The 21,011-nt window shown below is 69.6% G+C and carries 18 protein-coding genes; 5 read left to right on the forward strand and 13 right to left on the reverse strand.

Features of this window, described 5'->3' with window-relative positions; translation table 11 throughout:
* The first annotated feature begins 121 nt into the window (after positions 1 to 121).
* From AB0N16_RS03360 to AB0N16_RS03375, 4 genes are read left to right on the forward strand one after another with little or no spacing between them, the layout of a single operon-like run.
* The gene (locus tag AB0N16_RS03360; protein WP_365792491.1) at positions 122 to 883 is read left to right on the forward strand and encodes an SDR family oxidoreductase; all 762 of its coding nucleotides are present in this window, start codon (positions 122 to 124) and stop codon (positions 881 to 883) included.
* Between the two features lie 29 nt (positions 884 to 912).
* Positions 913 to 1,668 carry an SDR family oxidoreductase gene (locus AB0N16_RS03365; RefSeq protein WP_365792493.1) on the forward strand — a complete coding sequence of 252 codons (756 nt, stop codon included), beginning with the start codon at positions 913 to 915 and terminating at the stop codon, positions 1,666 to 1,668.
* A 50-nt stretch (positions 1,669 to 1,718) separates the two neighbouring features.
* A complete protein-coding gene (locus tag AB0N16_RS03370; protein WP_365792495.1) occupies positions 1,719 to 2,486 on the forward strand; it encodes a VOC family protein in 768 nt (255 codons plus the stop codon).
* Positions 2,483 to 3,253, forward strand: a complete 771-nt coding sequence (locus AB0N16_RS03375) for an SDR family NAD(P)-dependent oxidoreductase (protein WP_365792497.1) — start codon at positions 2,483 to 2,485, stop codon at positions 3,251 to 3,253. Before AB0N16_RS03370 ends, AB0N16_RS03375 begins: the two co-directional genes overlap by 4 nt.
* 421 nt (positions 3,254 to 3,674) lie before the next feature.
* Here the strand turns inward: AB0N16_RS03375 and AB0N16_RS03380 are convergent, their stop codons facing one another.
* The 6 genes from AB0N16_RS03380 to AB0N16_RS03405 all read right to left on the reverse strand — a co-directional run bounded on the left by AB0N16_RS03380 (position 3,675) and on the right by AB0N16_RS03405 (position 11,655).
* Positions 3,675 to 5,462 (reverse strand): acyltransferase, encoded by a 1,788-nt coding sequence (locus tag AB0N16_RS03380; RefSeq protein ID WP_365792499.1) that lies wholly within the window; start codon positions 5,460 to 5,462, stop codon positions 3,675 to 3,677.
* Between the two features lie 56 nt (positions 5,463 to 5,518).
* Positions 5,519 to 6,520 (reverse strand): aldo/keto reductase, encoded by a 1,002-nt coding sequence (locus AB0N16_RS03385; protein ID WP_365792501.1) that lies wholly within the window; start codon positions 6,518 to 6,520, stop codon positions 5,519 to 5,521.
* Positions 6,521 to 6,591: 71 nt separating this feature from the next.
* Complete coding sequence (locus AB0N16_RS03390) at positions 6,592 to 8,346, reverse strand: glycoside hydrolase family 35 protein (protein ID WP_365792503.1); 1,755 nt, start codon at positions 8,344 to 8,346, stop codon at positions 6,592 to 6,594.
* A gap of 89 nt (positions 8,347 to 8,435) precedes the next feature.
* A complete protein-coding gene (locus tag AB0N16_RS03395) occupies positions 8,436 to 9,785 on the reverse strand; it encodes a sugar ABC transporter substrate-binding protein (RefSeq protein WP_365792505.1) in 1,350 nt (449 codons plus the stop codon).
* A 59-nt stretch (positions 9,786 to 9,844) separates the two neighbouring features.
* Positions 9,845 to 10,675 carry a carbohydrate ABC transporter permease gene (locus AB0N16_RS03400; protein WP_365792794.1) on the reverse strand — a complete coding sequence of 277 codons (831 nt, stop codon included), beginning with the start codon at positions 10,673 to 10,675 and terminating at the stop codon, positions 9,845 to 9,847.
* A 104-nt stretch (positions 10,676 to 10,779) separates the two neighbouring features.
* Complete coding sequence (locus AB0N16_RS03405) at positions 10,780 to 11,655, reverse strand: sugar ABC transporter permease (protein WP_362577093.1); 876 nt, start codon at positions 11,653 to 11,655, stop codon at positions 10,780 to 10,782.
* Positions 11,656 to 11,998: 343 nt separating this feature from the next.
* On the opposite strand from AB0N16_RS03405, the gene AB0N16_RS03410 reads away from it, so the two are divergent.
* The gene (locus AB0N16_RS03410) at positions 11,999 to 13,081 is read left to right on the forward strand and encodes a LacI family DNA-binding transcriptional regulator (protein ID WP_365792508.1); all 1,083 of its coding nucleotides are present in this window, start codon (positions 11,999 to 12,001) and stop codon (positions 13,079 to 13,081) included.
* A gap of 315 nt (positions 13,082 to 13,396) precedes the next feature.
* Here AB0N16_RS03410 and AB0N16_RS03415 read toward each other — a convergent pair whose 3' ends face one another.
* The 7 genes from AB0N16_RS03415 to AB0N16_RS03445 all read right to left on the reverse strand — a co-directional run bounded on the left by AB0N16_RS03415 (position 13,397) and on the right by AB0N16_RS03445 (position 21,008).
* A complete protein-coding gene (locus AB0N16_RS03415) occupies positions 13,397 to 15,028 on the reverse strand; it encodes a family 43 glycosylhydrolase (RefSeq protein ID WP_365792510.1) in 1,632 nt (543 codons plus the stop codon).
* Between the two features lie 194 nt (positions 15,029 to 15,222).
* Positions 15,223 to 15,720 carry a PQQ-dependent sugar dehydrogenase gene (locus AB0N16_RS03420; RefSeq protein ID WP_365792512.1) on the reverse strand — a complete coding sequence of 166 codons (498 nt, stop codon included), beginning with the start codon at positions 15,718 to 15,720 and terminating at the stop codon, positions 15,223 to 15,225.
* A complete protein-coding gene (locus AB0N16_RS03425; RefSeq protein ID WP_365792514.1) occupies positions 15,717 to 16,079 on the reverse strand; it encodes a PQQ-dependent sugar dehydrogenase in 363 nt (120 codons plus the stop codon). Before AB0N16_RS03425 ends, AB0N16_RS03420 begins: the two co-directional genes overlap by 4 nt.
* A 43-nt stretch (positions 16,080 to 16,122) precedes the next feature.
* Positions 16,123 to 16,347, reverse strand: a complete 225-nt coding sequence (locus AB0N16_RS03430; protein ID WP_365792516.1) for a hypothetical protein — start codon at positions 16,345 to 16,347, stop codon at positions 16,123 to 16,125.
* A 137-nt stretch (positions 16,348 to 16,484) separates the two neighbouring features.
* On the reverse strand, positions 16,485 to 17,645 hold the full coding sequence (locus AB0N16_RS03435; protein ID WP_365792518.1) for an XdhC/CoxI family protein: 1,161 nt from the start codon (positions 17,643 to 17,645) through the stop codon (positions 16,485 to 16,487).
* 193 nt (positions 17,646 to 17,838) lie between these two features.
* Positions 17,839 to 20,031, reverse strand: coding sequence for a xanthine dehydrogenase family protein molybdopterin-binding subunit (locus AB0N16_RS03440; protein WP_365792520.1), 2,193 nt, complete (start codon positions 20,029 to 20,031; stop codon positions 17,839 to 17,841).
* Entirely contained in the window at positions 20,028 to 21,008 is a 981-nt protein-coding gene (locus AB0N16_RS03445) for a xanthine dehydrogenase family protein subunit M (protein WP_365792796.1), read from the reverse strand. Before AB0N16_RS03445 ends, AB0N16_RS03440 begins: the two co-directional genes overlap by 4 nt.
* Between the last annotated feature and the right edge of the window lie 3 nt (positions 21,009 to 21,011).

Below are 21,011 nucleotides of genomic sequence, written 5' to 3' on the forward strand. Positions count from 1 at the left end.
GGACCGCCGGACAGTGGACAAGCAGGCACTGGATGGCTTCTCGGATCGCGCGTCAACTGGTCACCGGGGTCGACAACAGCACCTCGAACCCTCCAGAACGACCAGCGACGAAGGAGTCACCGTGAGCACCACCCAGAAGATCGCCGTCATCACCGGAGCCAACCGAGGCCTCGGGCGCGCGTACGCCCTGCACCTCGCCAGGGCGGGTGTCGACATCGTCGTGACCTATCGAACCAACCGGACCGAGGCCGAGGAAGTGGTCTCCGCCGTCAGGGACTTGGGGCGTTCCTCCGTCGCGCTGCGGCTCGACACCAGCGTCGTGAACACCTTCGCGGACTTCGCCGAACAGCTCGGCACCGAGCTCCAGGCCCGCTGGAGCAGGACCACGTTCGACTTCCTCGTCAACAACGCCGGCACCGACCTGACCGCCCCGTTCGCCGAGACCACCGAGAAGGACTTCGACGACCTGGTCGACGTGCACCTCAAGGGCGTCTTCTTCCTGACACAGACCCTGCTGCCGGCGCTTGCCGACGGCGGCGCCGTCGTGAACGTCTCCAGCGGGCTGACCCGTTTCGCCGTCCCGGGGCATTCCGCCTACGGAGCCGTGAAGGGCGCGGTCGAGGTCCTCACCCGCTACCAGGCCAAGGAGCTCGGCAGCCGCGGCATCCGCGTGAACATTGTCGCGCCCGGGGCGACCGCGACCGACTTCGGCGGCGGCATGATGCACGACGAACAGGTCCGGAACTACCTCACCTCGCAGGTCGCGCTGGGACGCGTGGGCGAACCCGACGACATCGCGGGCGCGGTGACCGTCCTTCTCTCGGATGCGAGCCAGTGGGTCACCGGGCAGCGCATCGAGATCTCCGGCGGTCAGAGCCTGTGAACGGCGGGCCGGCAGGGGCAACGATTCCGATGCGGGATCTGACCGGGAAGACGGCCGTGGTCACGGGCTCCGCCCGAGGCATCGGCAAGGCGATCGCCCTGCGTTACGCGCGCCTCGGCGCGAACATCGTGGTCAACTACGCCTCCAGCGCGAAGGACGCCGACGCGACGGTCGCAGAGATCGAGCGTCTGGGCGCGGAGGCGATCGCAGTACAGGCCGATATTTCGGCCCTGCCTGATATCGAGCGCCTCTTCGCCGAGGCCGCCGACCGTTTCGGGCAGGTCGACATCGCTGTCGCCAACGCGGGTGTCGAGCTCATCGGCATCGATTTCCTCGACATCACCGAGGAGCAGTTCGATCGTCTCTTCGCCATCAACACCCGGGGCACCTTCTTCACCCTCCAGGCGGCGGCGCGGCACGTCGTGAACGGCGGCCGGATCATCTACGTCGGTTCGAGCACGACGACGGTGCCGGTCCGCGGCGAAGGACTGTACGGGTCGAGCAAGACAGCACCGCGCTACGCCGTACAGGTCCTGGCGCAGGAACTCGCCGACCGCGGGGTCACCGTCAACACGATCCTTCCCACGGCGATCGAGGGTGCGGGCGTGTTCACCGAGCCGGACCCCGACCACCCGGTCCGGCGGTTCGTCGCCCGGCCCGGGCGCATCGGCCGCCGGATGGGGACCGTCGACGACGTCGCGGACGCCGCCGAGTACCTCGCCTCCCCCCTGGCGGCCTGGATCAGCGGGCAGAGCCTCCTGATCAGCGGGGGTGCACTCCAGTGACCATGCCGAAAACCCCGCGTGGACCGCAGCACACTGAACGGAGCATGACCATGACCACGACCACGACCGACGACGCGCCTGTGACCGCCGTCAGGCCGGGATGGGCAAGCCTCGCCTCGGCCGACCCGCACACCGTCGCTTCCTTCTACAGGGCCGTGCTGGGCTGGGCCATCACCGAGACCAACGGCCGGCTGATCGCATCCGCCGCGGGCACGCCAGTGGCCGACATCGCCGACATCACTGTGGCCGACGGAACCCCCGGATGGCTGATCCACTTCGACGTCGACGACCTCGACACCGCGCTGGCCGCCGTCTCCAAGGCCGACGGCGCGGTCCTGCCCCTGGCCGACGGCGGGTCCGCCGGAACCGCCGTCGTGAGCGACCCCAACGGAACACGAGTCGGACTCCGCGCGCCCGCCGCACCGCATCGCGAGCAGCCCGCACACGGCACCCTCGGATGGGGCGAACTAATCACCGACGACGTTGACACGTCCGCGGCGTTCTACCGCGAGGCGTTCGGGTGGGGGCTCACGGAGCCGAGTGGTCCCCTCGGCCGTCGCGAGTGGCAGACCCACGGCAGATCCTTCTCTGGGCTCCTGCCCAGGCCGCCGGCCATGCCCGCCGAAACGCCCGCGTACTGGGACGTCTACTTCGCCGTCGACGACATCGAGGCCGCCGCGACGGCCGCCACCGAACACGGCGGCACCCCGCTCATGCCGCCGACGCCGGTCGAGATCGGCACGATCGCGGTCTTCCTCGACCCCGCGGGCGCCGTCTTCACACTCGTCCAGCTCACCACCGAGGAAGCCGCCGCATGACCACCAGCACCCGAGACAAGCGCGACAAGACCGGCAAGGTCGGGCTCGTCACCGGCGCCGGATCCGGCCTCGGCGAAGCGGCCGCCAGGCGACTCGCCGCGGACGGCGCGCGTATCGTCGTCGCCGACCGTGACGCGGGGGCCGCCGAACGCGTCGCCGCGGAACTCCGCGCCGCCGGACACCTCGCATCCGCGTTCGCCGCGGACGTCCGCTCGTTCGACGACACCGAGCGGCTCGTCGCTTTCACCTTCACGACCTACGGCGCTCTCGACCTCGCCTTCAACAACGCCGGCATCACGCCCGGCCTGGCCGAGGTCCACGACATCTCTCTGAAAGACTGGAACGACGTCATCACCATCAACCTGACCGGCGTCTTCCACAGCATGAAGGCCGAGATCGCCCACATGCTCGAAGCCGGCGGTGGGACCATCCTCAACATGGCCTCCACCGCCGGGGTGATGGCCCACGCAGGCCGGGCCGCGTACTCGGCCTCCAAACACGGCATCGTCGGACTCACCCGCTCCGCCGCGGTCGAATACGCGCAGCGCGGCATCCGTGTCAACGCCGTCGCACCCGGTCCGATCGACGCGCCGTCGGCACGAGCACTCCCGCCGGAGGTCCGCGCCTCCATCGCCGCGAAAACCGCGATGGGCCGCGTGGGTCAGGTCGACGAGGTCGCAGGCGTGGTGAGCTTCCTGCTCTCGGACGAAGCCGCCTTCGTCACCGGCTCCGTCTACGAGGTCAACGGTGGCCAGACCCAACTCTGAACGACGCGTGACCAGTGCTCTCCATCCGACGGCCCCAGCCCCCCGGCTCAGGAACCGCCCCTGACTACTGCCCGGGGCTGGCCGGTGTCCGTCCTTGACGGCCGCATCGCACAGTGCCGCAGCTGCCGCGCGCGCGGTTGTCGGACGACGGCATGGCCCCACCCCTGGTGTCACAGTTGGCCAACCGGCGTACTCATGGTGGCCGCCGCAGGTCCCCGAGAACGGCCAGAGTGGGCACCTCGCCGCCCTCGCCACCGGCCTGCGCAACTCCGGCCCCGCCGAGTCCGCGTGCGGCTGTTTTCCACCGACGGCCAGCTGGCCACCGGAACAAACTCGGCAGTTCACCTTTCTCTGCGGCGTTCTCCTCATCAAGGAGCGGCATTGAAGTACAGGACGATGACGCCGCGTGTGGGTGCCAGGTTCAGGTCCTTCGGTCTCCAGCGGCCAGAGCTCCTGCCGGTTCGGAGCGGTGCACGCCGCGGGGCCGGTAGCCGAGCAGGCCGGACAGGCCGATGAGGTCGGCGAGGGTCCACACGATGGCCAGCCACATCTCGGTGCCCTGCAGGCCCGGCTCGCGGCCGGGGCCGCCGCCGTCGGCCGGGGGCCCGAATCCGAAGCCCTGCCCCGGGTGCCAGCGGGGCAGGGCTTCGGCGAGCTGTCCTGCTGCCCAGTGCCGGATCTCCGCGTTGCGGTGGCTGGTCTGGCGGGCGCAGAGCCACAGGGGGTGGGCGACGTCGAGGACGTTGCAGGCGTTCTCGCGTCCTGGAGTGAAATGGCGGGGGTCGCGGCTGTGGTCCAGGACGGCGTCGATGACGCGTTCGGGATGCGGGACGGGCAGGCCGAACTGGGCGAAGGTTCCGCGTGTGAGCCGGTAGTAGCCGTTCACCTGCTGGAGTCGTCCCGTAGCCGGTGAGGCGGCGCCCCACAGGCCGGTCGAGGGGTCGACGCGGGTGAGCAGCCAGCCGAAGAGTGCCTCCAGCGCGCCGGAAGCGGGCGGTTCGTCGTCCCGGCGCAGGTTCCAGTGGGCGGCGGTTGCCCAGGAGTCGATCCAACTGCCCGCGTGCCAGGCCCGGTCGTGCCAGGGCAGAGCGTTGAGGCGGTGGACGAGCGGGCCTGCTGTCATGGTGCGGGCCATGCCGATCGGATGGGCGAAGGTACTGCCCAGCAGGTCCAACGCGTAGCCGACGGACAGCACGTGGTACTGGGCCGCTCCGTCGTCGACGAACCCGTCCCGAGCTGCGGGCGGGAGCGGGCGCGGCAGTCCGGTGGCTGGGTCGGTCTCGGACACCAGTCCTGTGAGCGGGTCCTGGGCCGCGCGCAACCGCTCGATATGGGAGGCGGCCGTGCCCTGTTCGGGGACGTCCCCGAGCAGCAGGTCCGCGATCTCCACCGCGTCGCAGTGGGCCCGCACGGTGGGTGCCGCTCCTGGGCGGTCGACGTACCGCCCACCGCCCGGAGCGTCCGAGGCCCAGCAGCGGGCGATGAGGTCGGCCGCGTGGTCGGTGGCCGTACGGCGGAACTCGGCGAGCTGCTCCGCGAGTTGCTCATGAGGGGCGCCGTCAGCGGCCGGGCGGGTGGTCGTCCGGCGGTCGCGGATCGGGCGGGCGGGATTGCCCGCCGCGACCGTCCAGGCGCGGACGGACTTGGTGACCACCGCTCCGGCGCCGATGACGCAGTGGTCGCCGATGGTCACCCCGTCGAGGACGACGACATGGGAGCCGATCCACACGTCGTCGCCGATGTTGATCCCGCGGCTGGTGACGGGCTGCTGGTGGACCGGGATGTCGGGTTCGGCGGTGTGGTTGAAGCCCAGCACGGAGGTGTTGGCGCCGATACGGACTCCGTCGCCGAGTTTCACGGTGCCGCGGACGGTCGTGAACGGGTTCAGCGAGCAGTCGGCGCCGACCGTAATGTCGCCAGTGACGTACGCGTGGGCGCCGATGTAGGAGTCGTCGCCCAGGTGCAGGCGGTCCGGGTACACGGCGGCTGACTTCGCGACGTAGCACCGCTCGCCGACAGTCACGGTCCCGGTGGCGATCAACTTCTGTTGCCATAGCTGCTGTTCGGCGCGCTGCGTGTCCGAGGCGCCTTCACCGAAGAGCCAGGGACAGTGCTCGAACAGTCCGTTATCTTGAGTGGACGTGTCGGATGTCTCCTGAGCGGTCGGCTCCGAGGCGGGCACGGGACGGGTTCCGCCGTCTTGGCTCATCAGGTGCTCCTCCACGGGGTAGTTGGGCGCGATTATGGCCGTCCGTGCGGACTGCGTCAGCGGGTGCCTGTCGTCGCGAGGAGGCGGTCGATCTCGGCGAGCTCGTCAGCGTTCAGGGGTGCGGTGTCCAACGCCGCGCGGTTCTGGTCGAGTTGGGCGACGCTGCTGGCGCCGATGATGACGGAGACGACGCGCGGGTCGCGCAGGATCCAGGCGAGGGCGAGCTGCGCGAGTGTCTGCCCGCGCTGTTCCGCCACCTTGGCGAGGGCCCGGATGAGGGAGAGCTTCGCCTCGGTGAGGGCGTCGCTCTTGAGGAAGTGCCCCACCGCCATCCGCGAGCCGGCCGGAATCCCCTTGAGGTAGCGGTTCGTCAGCAAGCCCTGGGCCAGCGGGGAGAAGGCGATGAGGCTGCTTCCGGTGTCGTCGACTGCGTCCAGTACGCCGGGCTCGACGGTGCGGTCGAGCATGGAGTAGGCGGCCTGGTGCAGGAGCAGCGGGGTGCCGAGGCCGTCCAGGATCTCCACGGCGCGGCGGTGCTGTTCCGGTGAGTAGTTGGAGATGCCCGCGTACAGGGCCTTGCCCTGACGGACGGCGGTGTCGAGGGCGCCCATGGTCTCCTCCAGGGGCGTGTTCGGATCGAAGCGGTGCGAGTAGAAGACGTCCACGTAGTCCAGACCGGTACGGCGCAGCGACTGGTCCAGGCTGGACAGGAGGTACTTGCGCGAGCCGCCGTCGCCGTAGGGTCCGGGCCACATGTCGTAGCCGGCCTTGGTGGCGATGAACAGCTCGTCCCGGTACGGCCGGAAGTCCTGTGCGTAGAGCGTGCCGAAGTTCGCCTCGGCGGAGCCGTAGGGCGGGCCGTAGTTGTTGGCGAGGTCGATGTGGGTCACCCCGCGGTCGAAGGCCCGGCGCAGTACCGCCCGTTGGTTCTCCAGCGGGGCGGTGTCTCCGAAGTTGTGCCACAGGCCCAGCGAGACGGCGGGCAGGAGCACGCCGCTGTGTCCGGCGCGCCGGTAGGTCATCGAGGTGTAGCGGTCGTCGGCGGCCTGGTAGGCCATTGCGGGAGGTCCTTTCGGAGTGGTGGCGCAGGGAGTGGTAGCGAAGGACGTGACGGGAGCAGGATGCCCCGCTACTCCTCGGTGGGACCGAGGTCGGGGGTGTCACGGAGGTCGACGATGCGCCTGGTGGTGGCGTGGAGTTCGAGGACGGTGATCTCGTTGCGGCCGGGGCGCAGGACGGGCGCGGGGACGTAAAGGGTGTGCTGCGGACCGCGCGACCAGTACCTGCCGAGGGAGAAGCCGTTGATCCAGGCGTTGCCCTTGGTCCAGCCCGTCAGCGAGAGGAAGCTGTCGGCGGGCCGCTCGATGTCGAAGTGGCCGCGGTGGAAGGCCGGTCCGGGGAGCGGTGTGCCCGTCGGAGCGAAGGCCAGGCCGTCGAGGGTGTCGAGCCCAAGCGGAGTGCACTGCCAGCCGGTGAGTTCGACGCCGTTCAGGGCGACTGGGCCGAGCAGGCCCTTGCGGTCGTGGATGCCCCGGCCGTAGTTGATCCGGCCCTGGTTCTCGACCAGCACGGAGAGCACCGCGCCCGCTCGGGGTACGTCGAAGGTCAGGGCGTACTCGTGGTTCTCGCGTTCCAGGACGCCGGCGGGTTGCCCGTCCAGGAACACCTGGGCCCGGTCGCGGACGTCACCGACGCTCAGCAGTGCGGGGCCGGCGGCGGGCAGGGTGGTGCGGTAGTGGACGAAGCCGAAGTCCTGGCCCAACTGCTCCATGGTCAGCGGCTGTTGCGCGTGCAGTGCCCGATCACCGCCCAGGACCCACAGGTTGTCGAACAGGGCGGCGCTGTGGGTGAGTTCGACGCCGGGGACAGCGAGCTTGGGTGCCGGGTCGGGCAGTTTCCCGTTGGGGACCGGGGCGTACTTGGCGATGACCTCCCGGAAGGCGGTGTACTTGGGGCCGGGGTCGCCTGCCTCGTCGAGCGGGGCGTCGTAGCCGTAGGAGGTGACGGTGGGCCGGTAGGCGCCCTTGTCGTTGGCACCGTTGGTGAAGCCGAAGTTGGTGCCGCCGTGGAACATGTAGAAGTTCACCGACGTCCCGGCGGCCAGCATCTCGTCCAGGGTGGCGGCGGCGTCCTCGGCGCTTCGGGCAGCGTGCGGGCCGCCCCAGTGGTCGAACCAGCCGTCCCAGAACTCGGTGCACATCAGCGGTCCGGTGGGCTGGTGGCGGCGCAGTTCGGCGAGGTTCGCCGCGGCCCGACTACCGAAGTTGGCGGTCCGCAGGACTCCGTCGAGTCCGCCGCGGGCCAGGTCGGTGGGCTGGTCGGAGGTGAACAACGGGACGTCGACGCCGTACTGGCGCAGCAGCTCCGCGAGGTGGCGCAGGTAGGCGGTGTCCTCACCGTAGGCGCCGTAGTCGTTCTCGATCTGTACGGCGATCACCGGGCCGCCACGGGTGCCCAGGTACGGCAGCAGGAGCGGGAGCAGCGCCGCGAAGTAGCGGTCCACCGCGGCGAGGTAGCGCTGGTCGGAACTGCGCAGGACGATCCCCGGCTCGGCCAGCAGCCAGGAGGGCAGGCCCCCGCCCTCCCACTCGGCGCAGATGTACGGGCCTGGGCGCAGCAGGACGTGCAGGTCCTCGGCGGCGGCCAGCTCGATGAAGCGGGGCAGGTCGAGGGCGCCGTCCATGCGGAACTCGCCCGGCCGGCGCTCGTGCAGGTTCCAGGGGACGTACGTCTCCACGGTGTTGAGGCCCATCAGGCGGGCCTTGTGCAGCCGGTCGGCCCACTGCTGGGGATGGACACGGAAGTAGTGCAGGCCGCCGGAGATGATCTGGAACGGCTGCGCGTCGAGAAGGAATCCCTCGTCGAGGATCTCAAGCACGGGCACGGCTGGGCTGCTCCTTGTGGCGGGGAGGACGAGGCGGGGCGACCATGGTGAGATGGTGCCCCGCCCCGTTTCCGGATGTCCGGCGGCGGTCAGCCACCGCTGACGGTGAAGCCCTGCCGGTTCCCGTAGTCGGCGATCCGCTTCTGCCAGGCGGTGAGGCCGGCCGACAGGTCGGTGCCGGCGCTGATGGCCTGCCCGGTGGTGTCCTTGAACACCGAGTTGGCGTAGACCTGGAAGGGCAGGTACTGCCAGCCGGGGGTGACCTGGGCGGACGAAGCGGCGTAGACCTGGTTGGCCTGCTGGTCACCGAGGACGGCGATCTTCTTGTTGAGGAAGGCGGGGTCCTTGAGCAGCGCCGAGGTGGCCGGGAAGAGTCCGCCGTCGGCCAGTGCCTTGGTCGCGGTCGGGTCGGAGTTGAGCCATTCCGCGAAGGCCACCGCCGCGGCCTTGTTCTTGCTGGTCACCGGGACGGCGTTGGAGGAGCCGCCGTTCTCGGAGGAGGCCTTGCCGCCGGCCGTCCACTGCGGGACCGGGGCGGCGGCCCACTTCCCGGAGGTCTGCGGGATGGTGGAGGCGATGCTGCCCGGCGCCCAGGCGCCGGCGATCCACGTGGCGTACTTGCCGCTGGCCATGCCCTGCCACCACTCGTTGGTCCAGATGGCGGTGGGGTCGGCGAGCTTCTTCGACAGCAGGGAGGTCCACAGGGTGCTGACCTTGGTCGCGCCGGCGTCCTTGAGGTTGACCGAGACCTTGGTGGATCCCGTGGTCTGGAAGGGCTTGCCGCCCGCCTGCCAGATGAGGCTGTCGACAACGCCGGCGTCGCTCGGGTCCACGGCGGTGATGTAGTGGGTGGGGTCCGCCGCATGGATCTTGGCGGCGTCGTCGGCGAACTCCTTCCAGGTCTTGGGCGCCTGCAGCCCGAGCTTCTTGAAGACGTCGGTGCGGTAGAACATGGTCAGCGGGCCGGTGTCCTGAGGGACGCCGTAGACCCCGCCGTTGGTCGAGACCTGGGACCACGCGGAGGCGGTGAACTTGTCCTTGAGCGACTGGACGTTGTAGTCGTCGAGGTTGACCAGGTCCTTGGACAGGGCCATCTCCGGCAGCGCGAAGTACTCGACCTGGGCGATGTCGGGGCCGCCGGTGCCGGCCTTGATCGCGGTAGGGAGCTTCGTGTACTCGGCGGGGCCCTGGCCCGCGTTGACCACGTTGATCTTGATCTTGGGGTGCAGCGCCTCGAACTTGGCGACGATCGGCTTGAGGTTGGGCGTCCAGGTCCAGAAGGTCAGCGTGGTCGCCTTGTCGAGCGCGCCGGCCGTCGCGGCCGCGTTCGCGCCGCCCGAGTCGGCGGATCCGGAGCAGGCGGTCAGGGTGAGAGCCAGCGCGGCGACAGGCGCGGCGGCGAGGAGGACTCGTCTACGGGGCGGGGGTGAAAAGGACATGGCTGTGGTGCTCCTCTACGTCATTGGGGGAGGTGGAACCGGGTTGGGGAGGGAGGGGCTTACTGCTTGACGCTTCCGCTGGCGAGGCCGGACTGCCAGAAGCGCTGCAGGAAGAGGAAGGCGATGATCAGGGGCACGATCGCCAGCAGGCTTCCGGTGACGATCAGCGGGTAGAGCTGTGCGGTGCCGACCGTGCTCTGACCGCTGGCCTGGGTGTTCCACTGGTTCAGGCCCACCGTCAGGGGGAACCAGTGGGGATCGCTCAGCACGATCAGGGGCAGGAAGTAGTTGTTCCAGGTCGCGACGAGCGCGAACAGGAGGACGGTGACGAACCCGGGAGCCAGCAGCCGCAGCGAGATGGTAAAGAAGGTCCGCAGCTCACCCGAACCGTCGATGCGGGCGGCTTCGAGCATGGAGTCGGGCACCGCGTCCAGCGCGTAGACCCGCATCAGATACAGGCCGAACGGGCTGGCGAGCGCCGGGATCAGCACCGCCCAGGGGGTGTTGACGATATCCAGCTTGCTGAACAGCAGGTAGGTGGGGACGGCCAGCGCCGTGGTGGGGATGGTGACGGCACCCAGCACCAGGGCGAACAGCGCCTTCTTCCCACGGAACTCGTACTTCGCCAGGGCGTAGCCGCCCGCTGTCGCGATGATCGCCGCTCCGCCCGCACCCACCACGGAGTAGAGCAGGGTGTTGCCGAACCAGCGCAGGTAGATGCCGTCGTCGTAGGTCAGGACGTCGTGGACGTTCTGGAAGAAGTGGAAGCCGTCGCCGAACCACAGGCCGAAGCTGGAGAACAGCGACTTGCTGTTCTTGGTGCTGCTCATCAGCAGCCAGAACAGAGGCAGCAGGGTGTAGGCGAGCATCAGGACCATGGCCACCGTCAGCGGGGTGCTGCCGCGTCGCCGCGGGGCACGCCGACCGGATCCGGCGGGGCGATCGGGGCGGCCGGGACGGGTACGCCGGCGGGCAGGGGCTGTTGCGGTGGCGGTCACAGGACGCGCTCCTTCCGGGCGGTCCAGAGCTGGACCGCGTAGGCGACGGCGGCCGTGACCACGCCGAGCAGGACGGCGATGGCGGCGGAGTAGTTGAACTGCTGGCCATTGAACGCCAGGTTGAAGGCGTACATGTTGGGCGTGTAGCTGGTGGTGATGACGTCGGGCGCCAGCGACTGCAGGATGTTGGGCTCGTTGAAGAGCTGGAAGCTGCCGATGATCGAGAAGATGACGGTCAGCAGCAGCGCCTGACGCAGTGCCGGGATCTTGATGCTCCATGCCTGGCGGATCGCTCCGGCGCCGTCCATCTCCGCGGCCTCGTACAGCTCTTCGGGTACCGAGCGCAACGCCGCGTACAGGATGAGCATGTTGTAGCCGGTGTACTCCCAAGTGTTGATGTTGCCGATGGATGCCAGCATCCAGGGCTTGGACAGCAGGTTCGGCATGGCGACGCCGAGCGCGTCCCCGACCTGGTGGACCAGGCCGAAGTTCGGGCCGTACAGATATCCCCACATGAGCGCGGCCACCACGGCGGGGACCGCGTAGGGGATGAAGATGCCGATCCGGAACAGGCCGGCCCAGCGCAGCCGGCCGCTGTCGATGATCAGCGCGGCGAGCAGTGCGAGGCCGAGCATGATCGGCACCTGTACGGCGAGGAAGAGCGCCACCCGCGCCAGCCCCACGCGGAAGAGGGTGTCGCCGAAGGCCCGGGTGTAGTTCTCGAAGCCGACGAAGACGGTGCCGCCGACCAGCCGCTCCTGGAAGAGGCTCAGGTAGACCGCGTACAGCAAGGGTGCGGCGATGGCGATCGCGAAAACCAGCAGGAAGGGTGCGAAGAGTACGTAGCCGAATCGGCCGTGCGGGGAAGTCACCCCCCGGCGAGACGGATATGCGGCGGACGAAGACAGCTTGCTCAAGGCTCTGGTCCTGTTCACGCGGTACTGACGGACCGTGTTTGCGCTAACACGCTTGACTGGATGGGAGACTGCCCGCGCTCGCTCCCGCGTGTCAAGAGGGTGTTACCAAAAGGAATCCGACGGATGTCCAGGGGGACAGAAGCTCTAGATAAGGCGCATGCCGGGCGCTTATACGGTCTGACCTCGCCATCCGAAGGCTCCAGAGGCGCCGTGTCCGCACCTGAATTGACTCCACGCCCGTGTTTGCGCCAACATCATGAGGAGAGCAAGCAGCCTGGACGAGCGAGGAGACCTGGGTATGAGCAGGGCGGGAAGCACCTCGGCCGGAGCCGCCGCTGAGAGCGTCCCTCCCGCGCGCACCCGGCCGCCCTCACAGGCGGACGTCGCCGCGCTGGCCGGTGTCTCCAGTCAGACCGTCTCCCGGGTCGCCAACGACAAGTCCAACGTCGACGACGAGACCCGGCAGCGCGTCCTGGCAGCCATGGAGATGCTGGGGTACCGGACCAACACCGCCGCCCGTGCGCTGGCGACCGGCCAGTTCCGGATGCTCGGCGTCATCAGCTTCGACCTGAGCGCCCACGGCAATGCCCGGACGCTCCAGTCCATCGCGGCGGTGGCCCAGGACGCCGGGTACTCGGTCAATGTCGCCGTGGTCAGAGCCCCTACCGAAGGAGCCGTGCGGCAGGCGTTCTCCCAGCTCACCAGCCAGGCCGTAGACGGCATCGTGCTGATCGAGGCACAGATTCTGGACCGACCCGAGCTGCGGCTGCCTCCCGGCGTCCCGATCGTGATGGCCGACGGGAACCCCGGCCAGCGCTTCCCCGCGGTCGACAACAATCAGCTCGTCGGCGCCCGCGCCGCCACCGAGCACCTGCTCTCCCTGGGGCACACCACGGTCTGGCACCTCGCGGGCCCAAGGGACTCCTACTCCGCCCGCCACCGGGTCACGGCCTGGCACACGGCGCTGAAGGAAGCCGGGGCCCCCGTCCCGCCCGTCAGCTACGGCGACTGGAGCGCCGAGTCCGGCTACGTCATCGGCCGTGAACTCGCCGCCCGGGACGACATCACCGCCGTCTTCGCCGGCAACGACCACATGGCGATCGGCCTGATCCGGGCCCTGACCGAAGCCGGTCGCACGGTGCCGGACGACGTGAGTGTCGTCGGCTTCGACGACGTCGCCGAGGCCGCCTACCTCCAGCCACCGCTCACCACCGTGCACCAGGACTTCGAGGAGATGGGCCGCGCCTGCGTCGCCGTACTGTTGCGGCAGATCGAGGGAGGCGAGTCGATCGCGGGACTGATCGACTCCGTCGAACCCCGACTCGTCGTACGCGCGAGCACCGCACCGCCGCCTAAGAGGCCGAGGACGAAGAAGGCGTAGGGACCCGTCGGAGAGACGCCCGGGGGCGCCGATGCCCCCGTGGCCCGCCGCCGAGCATCCGGCTGCCCTTCCAGGGCGGCCTCTGCGGCTCCTCGGTAAAACGGTGACCTGTCGACCCAGGGGTGGGGCGACCGATACGGACAGAGTCCCGACTGCTTTCGCGGAGGGCGACACATTCCCCCCAGCCGTCATGTTTGCGCAATCATCACGTCGGCGAGGGTTGCAGGGCGGTAGCCGCGGCTGGCTCCTGGCGTCACGAGTGGGCCTCGACGGGAGTCGGGGGGTCCATGTCGAAGAACTCCCCGCCGTAGGTTGTCACGACTTCACGCGGAAGGTGGTCTCGTCGAAGTCGGCGGGCAAGCCGCGTCCGGTCAGGTCCCAGGCCCACAGACCGGTGAACGCACCGGTGAATCCCATGGCCCGGATCTGGCCGCCCTCGATGTCCTCGGCGTGTTCGTCGGACAGCACGGTGGCATCGAGGGTCGGACCGATGGGCCGCCAACCGGGGCCGGTGTCGAAGCGGAAACGCAGGGCTGCCCCGTCGATGTCGAGGCCGAGTCGTAGCCGCGCGGTGTCACCGAGCGACTCCTGGCCCGCTTCATCGACGCTCAGCGCTCCCCGGTCGCAACTCGCCGTACGCAGCACCACCTGCCCCTGGTCATCCACCGTGACATGCAGGAAGTACCAGTTCCGGGTGTTGTAGTAGGCGGTGATCCCTGCCAGGTGATGGAAGTGCCGCGGGCGGTACTCCACTTGGGCCTCGAAGGAACAGCTCGCGGAGGTCACCCGGCGGCCCACCAGACTGGGGCCGATCAGACTCTGCGGTGAACGGCCGCCATGTAGCCGTAGGTGGGACGGGCGTTCGGCCAGGGAGAGCCAGTCAGGTGTCGGCGGTCGTCGCAGGGTGGACCAGTGGGGGCCAAGGGTCGGCTGATCGAAGCCGTCGAAACCGTCCGGAGTCGTAATGCTGTCAACGGTCGGCGTCTCATCTCCAACGGCAGGACGGTCAGGAGGGGTTATCTCAAGAGCGGGCAGCCCTGTCGGAGTACGCGGCCATCCGTCGGGAGTCCAGGTGACTGGCGCCAACGCTGTCTCGCGACCCAGTACGCACGGTCCATGGCGACCGTGGGGCCGGGCGGCGAGATAGGCGAGGTACGACTGCCTGGTGGGTGTCTCCACCAGGCTGCCGTGCCCGGCTTTCTGCAGCGGCAGGTCGGGGTGGTGGCGTGCGGTGATCAGCGGGCCGTCCGGGTCGCGCTGGTAGGGCCCGGCCAGGGCGGTCGAGCGGGCGACGGTGACCTGGTGGTCGTATCCCGTGCCGCCGTCCGCGGTCAGCAGGTAGTACCAGGAGCCGCGGCGGTACAGGTTGGGGCCCTCGATCCACCCGGCCCCGGGTGGCAGCTGGATCGGGATCGGTTCGCCGGACAGGCGGCGCGCGGTGCGGTCGTAGCGAGTCGCTTCCAGACCCGCCGAACCGCCATGGCCCGGGCGCCAGTCGTGGACCAGGTTCACCATCCAGCTCTCGGCGCCGTCGTGGAAGAGGGACGCGTCGAAGCCCCGCGCGTGCAACAGCGTCGGATCGGACCAGGGTCCGTCGATCGATGGCGCGGTGACCAGGTAGTTGGGACTGTCGGTGAAACCGCCCGCGTACGTCGACACGTTGCTGTAGACGAGGTGGAACAGGCCGTCCGCATAACTCAGATTGGGCGCCCAGACGCCGCCGGAGTCCGGACTGGCGGTCAGGTCCAGCAGCCGTACGCTGTCCAGCGCCCCGCCGAGAGCCCGCCAGTGCACCAAGTCCCGGGAGTGGTGCAGTCGTACGCCCGGGCACCACTCGAACGTCGAGGTTGCCAGGTAGTAGTCGGATCCCACCCGCAGGACGGACGGATCGGGATGCGAGCCGGCCAGAACCGGATTACGGATGACCTTCATGGTCTGCCCAAGCACGTGCTGTCCTGACCTCTTCTTCGTGAGCGGCCTGGCCCAACGCCGACCGGTGATCGGCCAGGACCGTAGCGTCGAACATGCTCGCGGGCAACGGCTCTCCGACCGTCGAGACCGGCTTCGCCGGGGCGGAGCACACAGTCGTGGCGGCGTCGGAAAGGCGCGAGGCGGGCGCCTCCTTGGCACCTCTGTTGTCGCTAGCGATTCGGCTGGATCCACAGCAAGCGATCGGCGGCTTCGGACCGGGTGGTGGCGCGCGGAGATGTGTTGGTGGAGGTCACGTAGACGCCGTCCTGGTACGGCAGGACGGCGCGTGCCCGCTCACCGGAGCTGAACACGGGGTCGAGTGAGCCCTTGTCTTGGTTCGCGACGTACAGGATCTGGGCGGAGAGCGCCGCGACGAGCAGTTCGTCACCGGCGAAGGCGATGCCGGACGGTGCCCACGTTCCGGTGCCGGAGTTGATGAACGCGGCCCGCTTTCCGTCTCGTTGGGTGTCGTCCTGGACGAGGGGCCATCCGTAGTTGCCACCGGGGACTATGCGGTTGATCTCGTCGTGCGCGGACTCGCCGTGCTCCGCGGCGAAGAGCCGGCCCTTCCTGTCCCATGCCAGCCCTTGGGGGTTGCGGTACCCGTAGGAGTAGACGGAGGAGCCCTTGAAGGGAATGCCCTCGGCGGGGCGGCCGTCAAGGTTCATCCTGAGGATCTTCCCGGCCAGGTTGTCGACGTCCTGGGGATAGTCGTCGTTGTGACCCAACCCGCGTTGGCGCAAAGGTTCATGTCGGGCCCAATCGCCAACCGTCCCCCGAGCTGGTGTCCGGGGATGTCGTCGAGCAGGACGCGTGTCTCCCCCCATGCCGTGCCGTCGTAGTTGACCTCAGCGATCCGGTTCATGAGCTCGGAGTCGGCGGCATAGGTGTAGTAGATGTAGGCATTGCCGGTGTCGCCGAAGTCCTCGGCGAGGGCGAGACCCATCAGGCCGCTGCCGCCGTCGTGCACGACCGGATCCGAGGTCCGCACGTCGTACCGTTCGAGACCGCCGTCGGCGTCGATCATCGCGATGGTGCCGCGACTTCGGTCACGACCAAGGTGCCGTCGATCATCGCGATGGTGCCGCGACTTCGGTCACGACCAAGGTGCCCTCGGAGACCCTGACTTCCCAGGGATAGTTCAGTTCGTCGCTGACCACCGTCACCTTCCAGTCGTCGGAGGTGAGGCCCGTCAGGCTCGGGCCCGTGTAGCTGTCGCCCGCCGCCGGACGGTGCACGGCCGGTGGGAGGATCGAGGCGGGGAGGTTCCGGGTTCGGACGTCGCCGTTGAACACCCCGCCAGTACGAGTACGGCCGTGAGGATGATCGGCGGGTTCCTCTTCATTGCGGTCGTCTCCAGGAGTCGATTGTCGGCCGGGCTGTCGGGACGTGGTGGGCAAGCTCGCGTCTTGCGGCCGACGGGCCTTTCTCGTCAGACATGCGCCGGGGCAGCCGATGTCCCTGAGGCGGGTGATCCCGCTGTGCGGTGGCGGTGGATGGGCCCGGTGCCGCGGGACAACGGCAGCCCGCTGCCCCGGTTGGCGTGGGCGATGATCTCCGCGGTGATGGAGACGGCCGTCTCCTCGGGGGTGTGGGCACCGAGGTCGAGACCGATCGGGGAGTGTAGGAGGGCCAGTCGGGTCTCCGGTACACCGGCTTCGCGCAGCAGGTCCAGACGGTGGTCGTGGGTGCGGCGGGAGCCCATCGCGCCGATGTAACCCACCGGCAGACCGAGCGCGAGCCGGAGCAGGGGGATGTCGAACTTGGTGTCGTGCGTGAGGACGCAGACGGCGGTGCGGGCGTCCACGTCGGTGTGCTCCAGGTAGCGGTGCGGCCAGTCGACGACGACCTCGTCGGCGTGCGGAAAACGGGCCGGGGTGGCGAAGACGGGGCGTGCGTCGCACACCGTGACGCGATAGCCGAGGAGGTTTCCCGCCCGGCTCAGCGCGGCAGCGAAGTCCACCGCGCCGAAGATCAGCATGCGGGGGCGGGGTGCGCTGGCGTGGATGAGGACGGACAGCCGCTCGGGGCAGCTGTCGGCGTCGCCGCCGACCTCGATACGGCCGGCGCGGCCCGCCCGCAGCAGTGCGTGGGCCTGGGCCGCCACCGTCCGGTCCGCCTGCTCGCTGCCCAGGCTTCCGTCGTGGGCCCCGGTGTCGCCGAAAACGCGAAGGGTGCGCCCGAGGAGTCGTTGCGGACCGTCCACTATCTGGGCCACGGCCGCGGGACGGCCCAGGGCCACCGCTTCGAGTACGGCGGTCAGGCGGGTCCCGTCCGCCGGCTCCACTCGCTGCACCAGTACGTCGATCTCGCCGCCGCACGTGAGGCCGACGGCGAAGGCGTCGTCGTCGGAGTAGCCGAACCGGGCCCGTGCCGGGGCGCCGCCGTCTTCCAGCACCTGCCGGCACAGCTCGTAGACCGCCCCTTCGACGCAGCCGCCGGAGATGCTGCCGACGACCGTACCGTCGGCGTCGACGGCGAGCGCGGTGCCGGGTGGCAGGGGCGCACTGCCGCTGACCTGGACGACGGTCGCGAGGGCGAAGGGGCGGGCCGCGCGGCACCAGTCGTACAGCGTGTCCGCGATGTTCAGCATGGAGGATCTCCCGTGGCGGGCGTCTACGGCTTGGGCGGGCCACCGCCGCGCCGCGGGGGAACAGTTCACGGCGGCGGCCGTGGCGTCCGGCGACGGGGGTGTGCGGAACCGCCGGACGGTCGGGGGAGAGGGCCCCGGGCGGCCGCCTCACCTCGAAACCGGCCGCCCCGAGGGCTCGTGTCGGAGCCTCGGCTCAGAGCAACGCCTCGGCGGTTATGGGCAGTTCGCGGATGCGACGGCCGGTGGCGTGGAAGACCGCGTTGGCGATGGCAGGTGCCACGCCCACGTGGACCACCTCTCCGAGGCCCTTGACGCCGATGGGGTCGGCCTCGGGGTCCTCGCCGTCGAGGTAGATCGCCTTCAGATCGGGGACGTCGGCGTTGACGGGGACGAGATAGTTGGCGAGGTCGGCGTTGACGATCCGGCCGTCGCGGTGGTCGGTGACCGTGTGCTCAAGCAGGGCCGTGCCGATGCCGCCCACCATGCCGCCGAGCGCCTGGCTGTCGGCGAGCTTGGGGCTGATGATGCGGCCCGCGTCGTACACGCCGAGCAGACGCCGGACCCGTACCAGCCCGAGACGGGCGTCGACGGCGACCTCGGCGAAGGTCGCGTTGTACGCGAACATGGAGAAGCGGGCCTCGGCGGGCGTGTACGACCCGAGCGTTTCCAGGTGACTCAGATTGTTGCGGGTCAGGAGCTGCCGGTATGTCTCTCCGCGCGCCGGGTCGTCCTTCACGTGCAGCCGGCCGCTGCGTACGACGATGGTGTCGGCGTCTGCCCCGTAGAGCGGCGAGTCCTCGTCCTCGACGGTCAACTTGATTGCCTGCGTGCGCAGTTGGTCGCAGCCGAGCTGGACGGCCGAGCCGACGCTGGCCATGGTCATGGAGCCGCCGTGCGGCGGGGTCGGCGGCATCAGGGAGTCGCCGAGCCGGAAGGTCACGGTGCGCATGGTCAGGCCGAGGGCATCGGCTGCTACCTGAGTCTGGGAAGTGTACGTCCCAGGGCCCATGTCGCTGGACGCTGCCTCGACCAGGGCCGTGCCGTCGGCGTCCAGCCTGACCCGGGCCTGGGCCGCGACCCGCACGGTGTCATAGACGCCGGCCGCCATGCCGGTGCCGATCAGCCAGTCACCCTCCCGGGTGGAACGCGGCTTCGGATTGCGCCGCTCCCAGCCGAACTCCCGGGCCCCGGCGGTGTAGCACTCGCGCAGCCGCCGGGTGGAGAACGGCAGCCCGCTGGACTGGTCGTCGTCGGGTTCGTTGCGTCGGCGCAGCTCGATCGGGTCGACGCCCAGTTCGTGGGCGAGTTCGTCCATCGCCGACTCGATGACGAAGGAGGCGGTGGCGTAGCCGGGGCCGCGCATGTAGAGCGGGGTGTGCACGTCCAACGGCACGGTGCTGTACGCCTGTTGGACGTTGGGCATGCTGTAGAGCATCTGCCCCGGGACCAGCACGGCCTCCGTGAACGCCTCGTACGACGACGTCTCGGCACGCACGTCGTGCGTCATCGCGGTCAGCCGGCCGCGCCGGTCGCTGCCGAGGCGCACCTTGTACTCGTAGGCGGGCCGAAAGCCGGTCCCGAAGTACAACTGCCGTCGGGTGAGGACGAGTTTGACCGGCCGGCCCGTCTCGCGTGCGGCCAGGGCCGCGATCGTGGTGTGCGGCCAGGTGCGCAGAGCACTGCCGAAGCCGCCGCCGACGAACGGCGAGATGACGCGTACCGACTCCAGCGGGATACCGAACACGGCCGCGAGTTCCGTCTGCGTGCCGCCGACGACCCACTGGGTCTTGTCCCACACCGTGAGCCTGTCGCCCTCCCAGCGGGCGATGGTGGCGTGCGGCTCCATCGGGTTGTGGTTGTTGCGGGCGGCCCGGTACGTCATCTCCAGCCGAACGGCGGCGGATTGGAGTGCCTTGTCCGCGTCACCGCGCGCGTACGTCGTCCGCTCGCCGGCCTTCGCGGCCGTCAGGTCAGTGGAGGGCTTCTCCGCGTCGTACGAGACGTTCACCAGGCTCGCGGCGTGCTGTGCACCCTCCAGGGTGGTGGCCACGACGACGGCCACCGGCTGGCCGTGGAAGAGGACCTGGTCGTCCTGGAAGACGCGAAGCCGTCTGCCCGGTGGGTTGTTCGAGCCGGCGTTGTCGCGGTACGCCAGCTCGGGCGCGTTGAGGTGGCTGATCACCTTCAGGACGCCGGGCCGGGCGAGCGCGGCGCGGGTGTCGATGCCGGTGATCCGTCCCAGACCGACCCTGCTGTCGACGACGACCGCGTGTACCACTCCGTCGATGTCGTGCTCGGCGGCGAAGGTCGCTCTGCCCGTCACCTTCAGCCGCCCGTCGACCCGGGACAGCGGCGCGCCGACGGCTGCCTGCGGCTGCGGGCTCACTGGGTACCTCCTACGATGCGCAGCTGGCGTTCGACGGTGCGTTTCAGCAACTCGGCCTTGAAGGCGTTGTGTTGCAACGGGCGGGCCCCGTCGGCGGCACGCTCGGCCGCCGCGGTCCACAGGGACTCGGAGGGCCGCTCCCCGATGAGGTGACGTTCGACGTCGGGCAGCTTCCACGGCACGGTGCCCACACCTCCGGCGGCGACCTTCGCCTCGCGGACAACGCCACCGCGTACGTGCAGGGCGACGGCGGCGGAGGTCAGCGCGAACTCGTACGACTGCCGGTCACGCACCTTCAGGTAGCCCGACTTCAGAGGGCGCGGATGGGCCGGGATCTCCACACCGGTGATCAACTCGCCTTGCCTGAGGACCTGTTCACGGTGAGGTGTGCTGCCCGGCCGCAACAGGAAGTCGGTGAAAGGGACGCTGCGCCCGCCGTCCTGACCGACCAGCTGCACACTCGCGTCCAGCGCGGCGAAGGCGACGGCCACGTCGGAGGGGTGCGTGGCCACGCAGGACTCGGAGGTGCCGAGGATCGCGTGCGTGCGGTTGAAGCCGTCCCGTGCCGCGCAACCGGAGCCGGGCTCACGCTTGTTGCAGGCAGCGGTGACGTCACGGAAGTAGGTGCAGCGGGTGCGCTGCATGATGTTGCCGCCGATGGTGGCCATGTTCCGCAGTTGGGCGGACGCGCTCAGCTCCAGCGCCTGGGAGATCACCGGGTAGAGGGTGCGCACCTTCGGGTGCTCGGCGGCCTCGGCCATCCGCACCAGGGCGCCGATGCGCAGGCCGCCGCGTTCGGTGACGGTGACCTCGCGCAGCGGCAGGGCGCTGATGTCGACGAGGGCTTCCGGCCGCTCGACGGTCTCCCGCATCAGGTCGACGAGCGTGGTGCCGCCGGCGATGTAACGCCCGCCGCGGCGACCGGCGTTGAGTGCCTCGCGGGTGCCGGAGGGCTTCGTGTAGGAGAAGGGGTGCACAGC

The organism is Streptomyces sp. NPDC051105, assembly GCF_040682795.1.
GTDB lineage: Bacteria > Actinomycetota > Actinomycetes > Streptomycetales > Streptomycetaceae > Streptomyces.

What these genes read in the sequence shown, in the direction of transcription:
- AB0N16_RS03395 (WP_365792505.1), bottom strand. Translation starts at nt 9,785, where the DNA reads ATGTCCTTTTCACCCCCGCCCCGTAGACGAGTCCTCCTCGCCGCCGCG.
- AB0N16_RS03370 (WP_365792495.1), top strand. Translation starts at nt 1,719, where the DNA reads ATGACCACGACCACGACCGACGACGCGCCTGTGACCGCCGTCAGGCCG.
- AB0N16_RS03375 (WP_365792497.1), top strand. Translation starts at nt 2,483, where the DNA reads ATGACCACCAGCACCCGAGACAAGCGCGACAAGACCGGCAAGGTCGGG.
- AB0N16_RS03425 (WP_365792514.1), bottom strand. Translation starts at nt 16,079, where the DNA reads ATGATCGACGCCGACGGCGGTCTCGAACGGTACGACGTGCGGACCTCG.
- AB0N16_RS03420 (WP_365792512.1), bottom strand. Translation starts at nt 15,720, where the DNA reads ATGAACCTTGACGGCCGCCCCGCCGAGGGCATTCCCTTCAAGGGCTCC.
- AB0N16_RS03380 (WP_365792499.1), bottom strand. Translation starts at nt 5,462, where the DNA reads ATGAGCCAAGACGGCGGAACCCGTCCCGTGCCCGCCTCGGAGCCGACC.
- AB0N16_RS03385 (WP_365792501.1), bottom strand. Translation starts at nt 6,520, where the DNA reads ATGGCCTACCAGGCCGCCGACGACCGCTACACCTCGATGACCTACCGG.
- AB0N16_RS03410 (WP_365792508.1), top strand. Translation starts at nt 11,999, where the DNA reads ATGAGCAGGGCGGGAAGCACCTCGGCCGGAGCCGCCGCTGAGAGCGTC.
- AB0N16_RS03435 (WP_365792518.1), bottom strand. Translation starts at nt 17,645, where the DNA reads ATGCTGAACATCGCGGACACGCTGTACGACTGGTGCCGCGCGGCCCGC.
- AB0N16_RS03365 (WP_365792493.1), top strand. Translation starts at nt 913, where the DNA reads ATGCGGGATCTGACCGGGAAGACGGCCGTGGTCACGGGCTCCGCCCGA.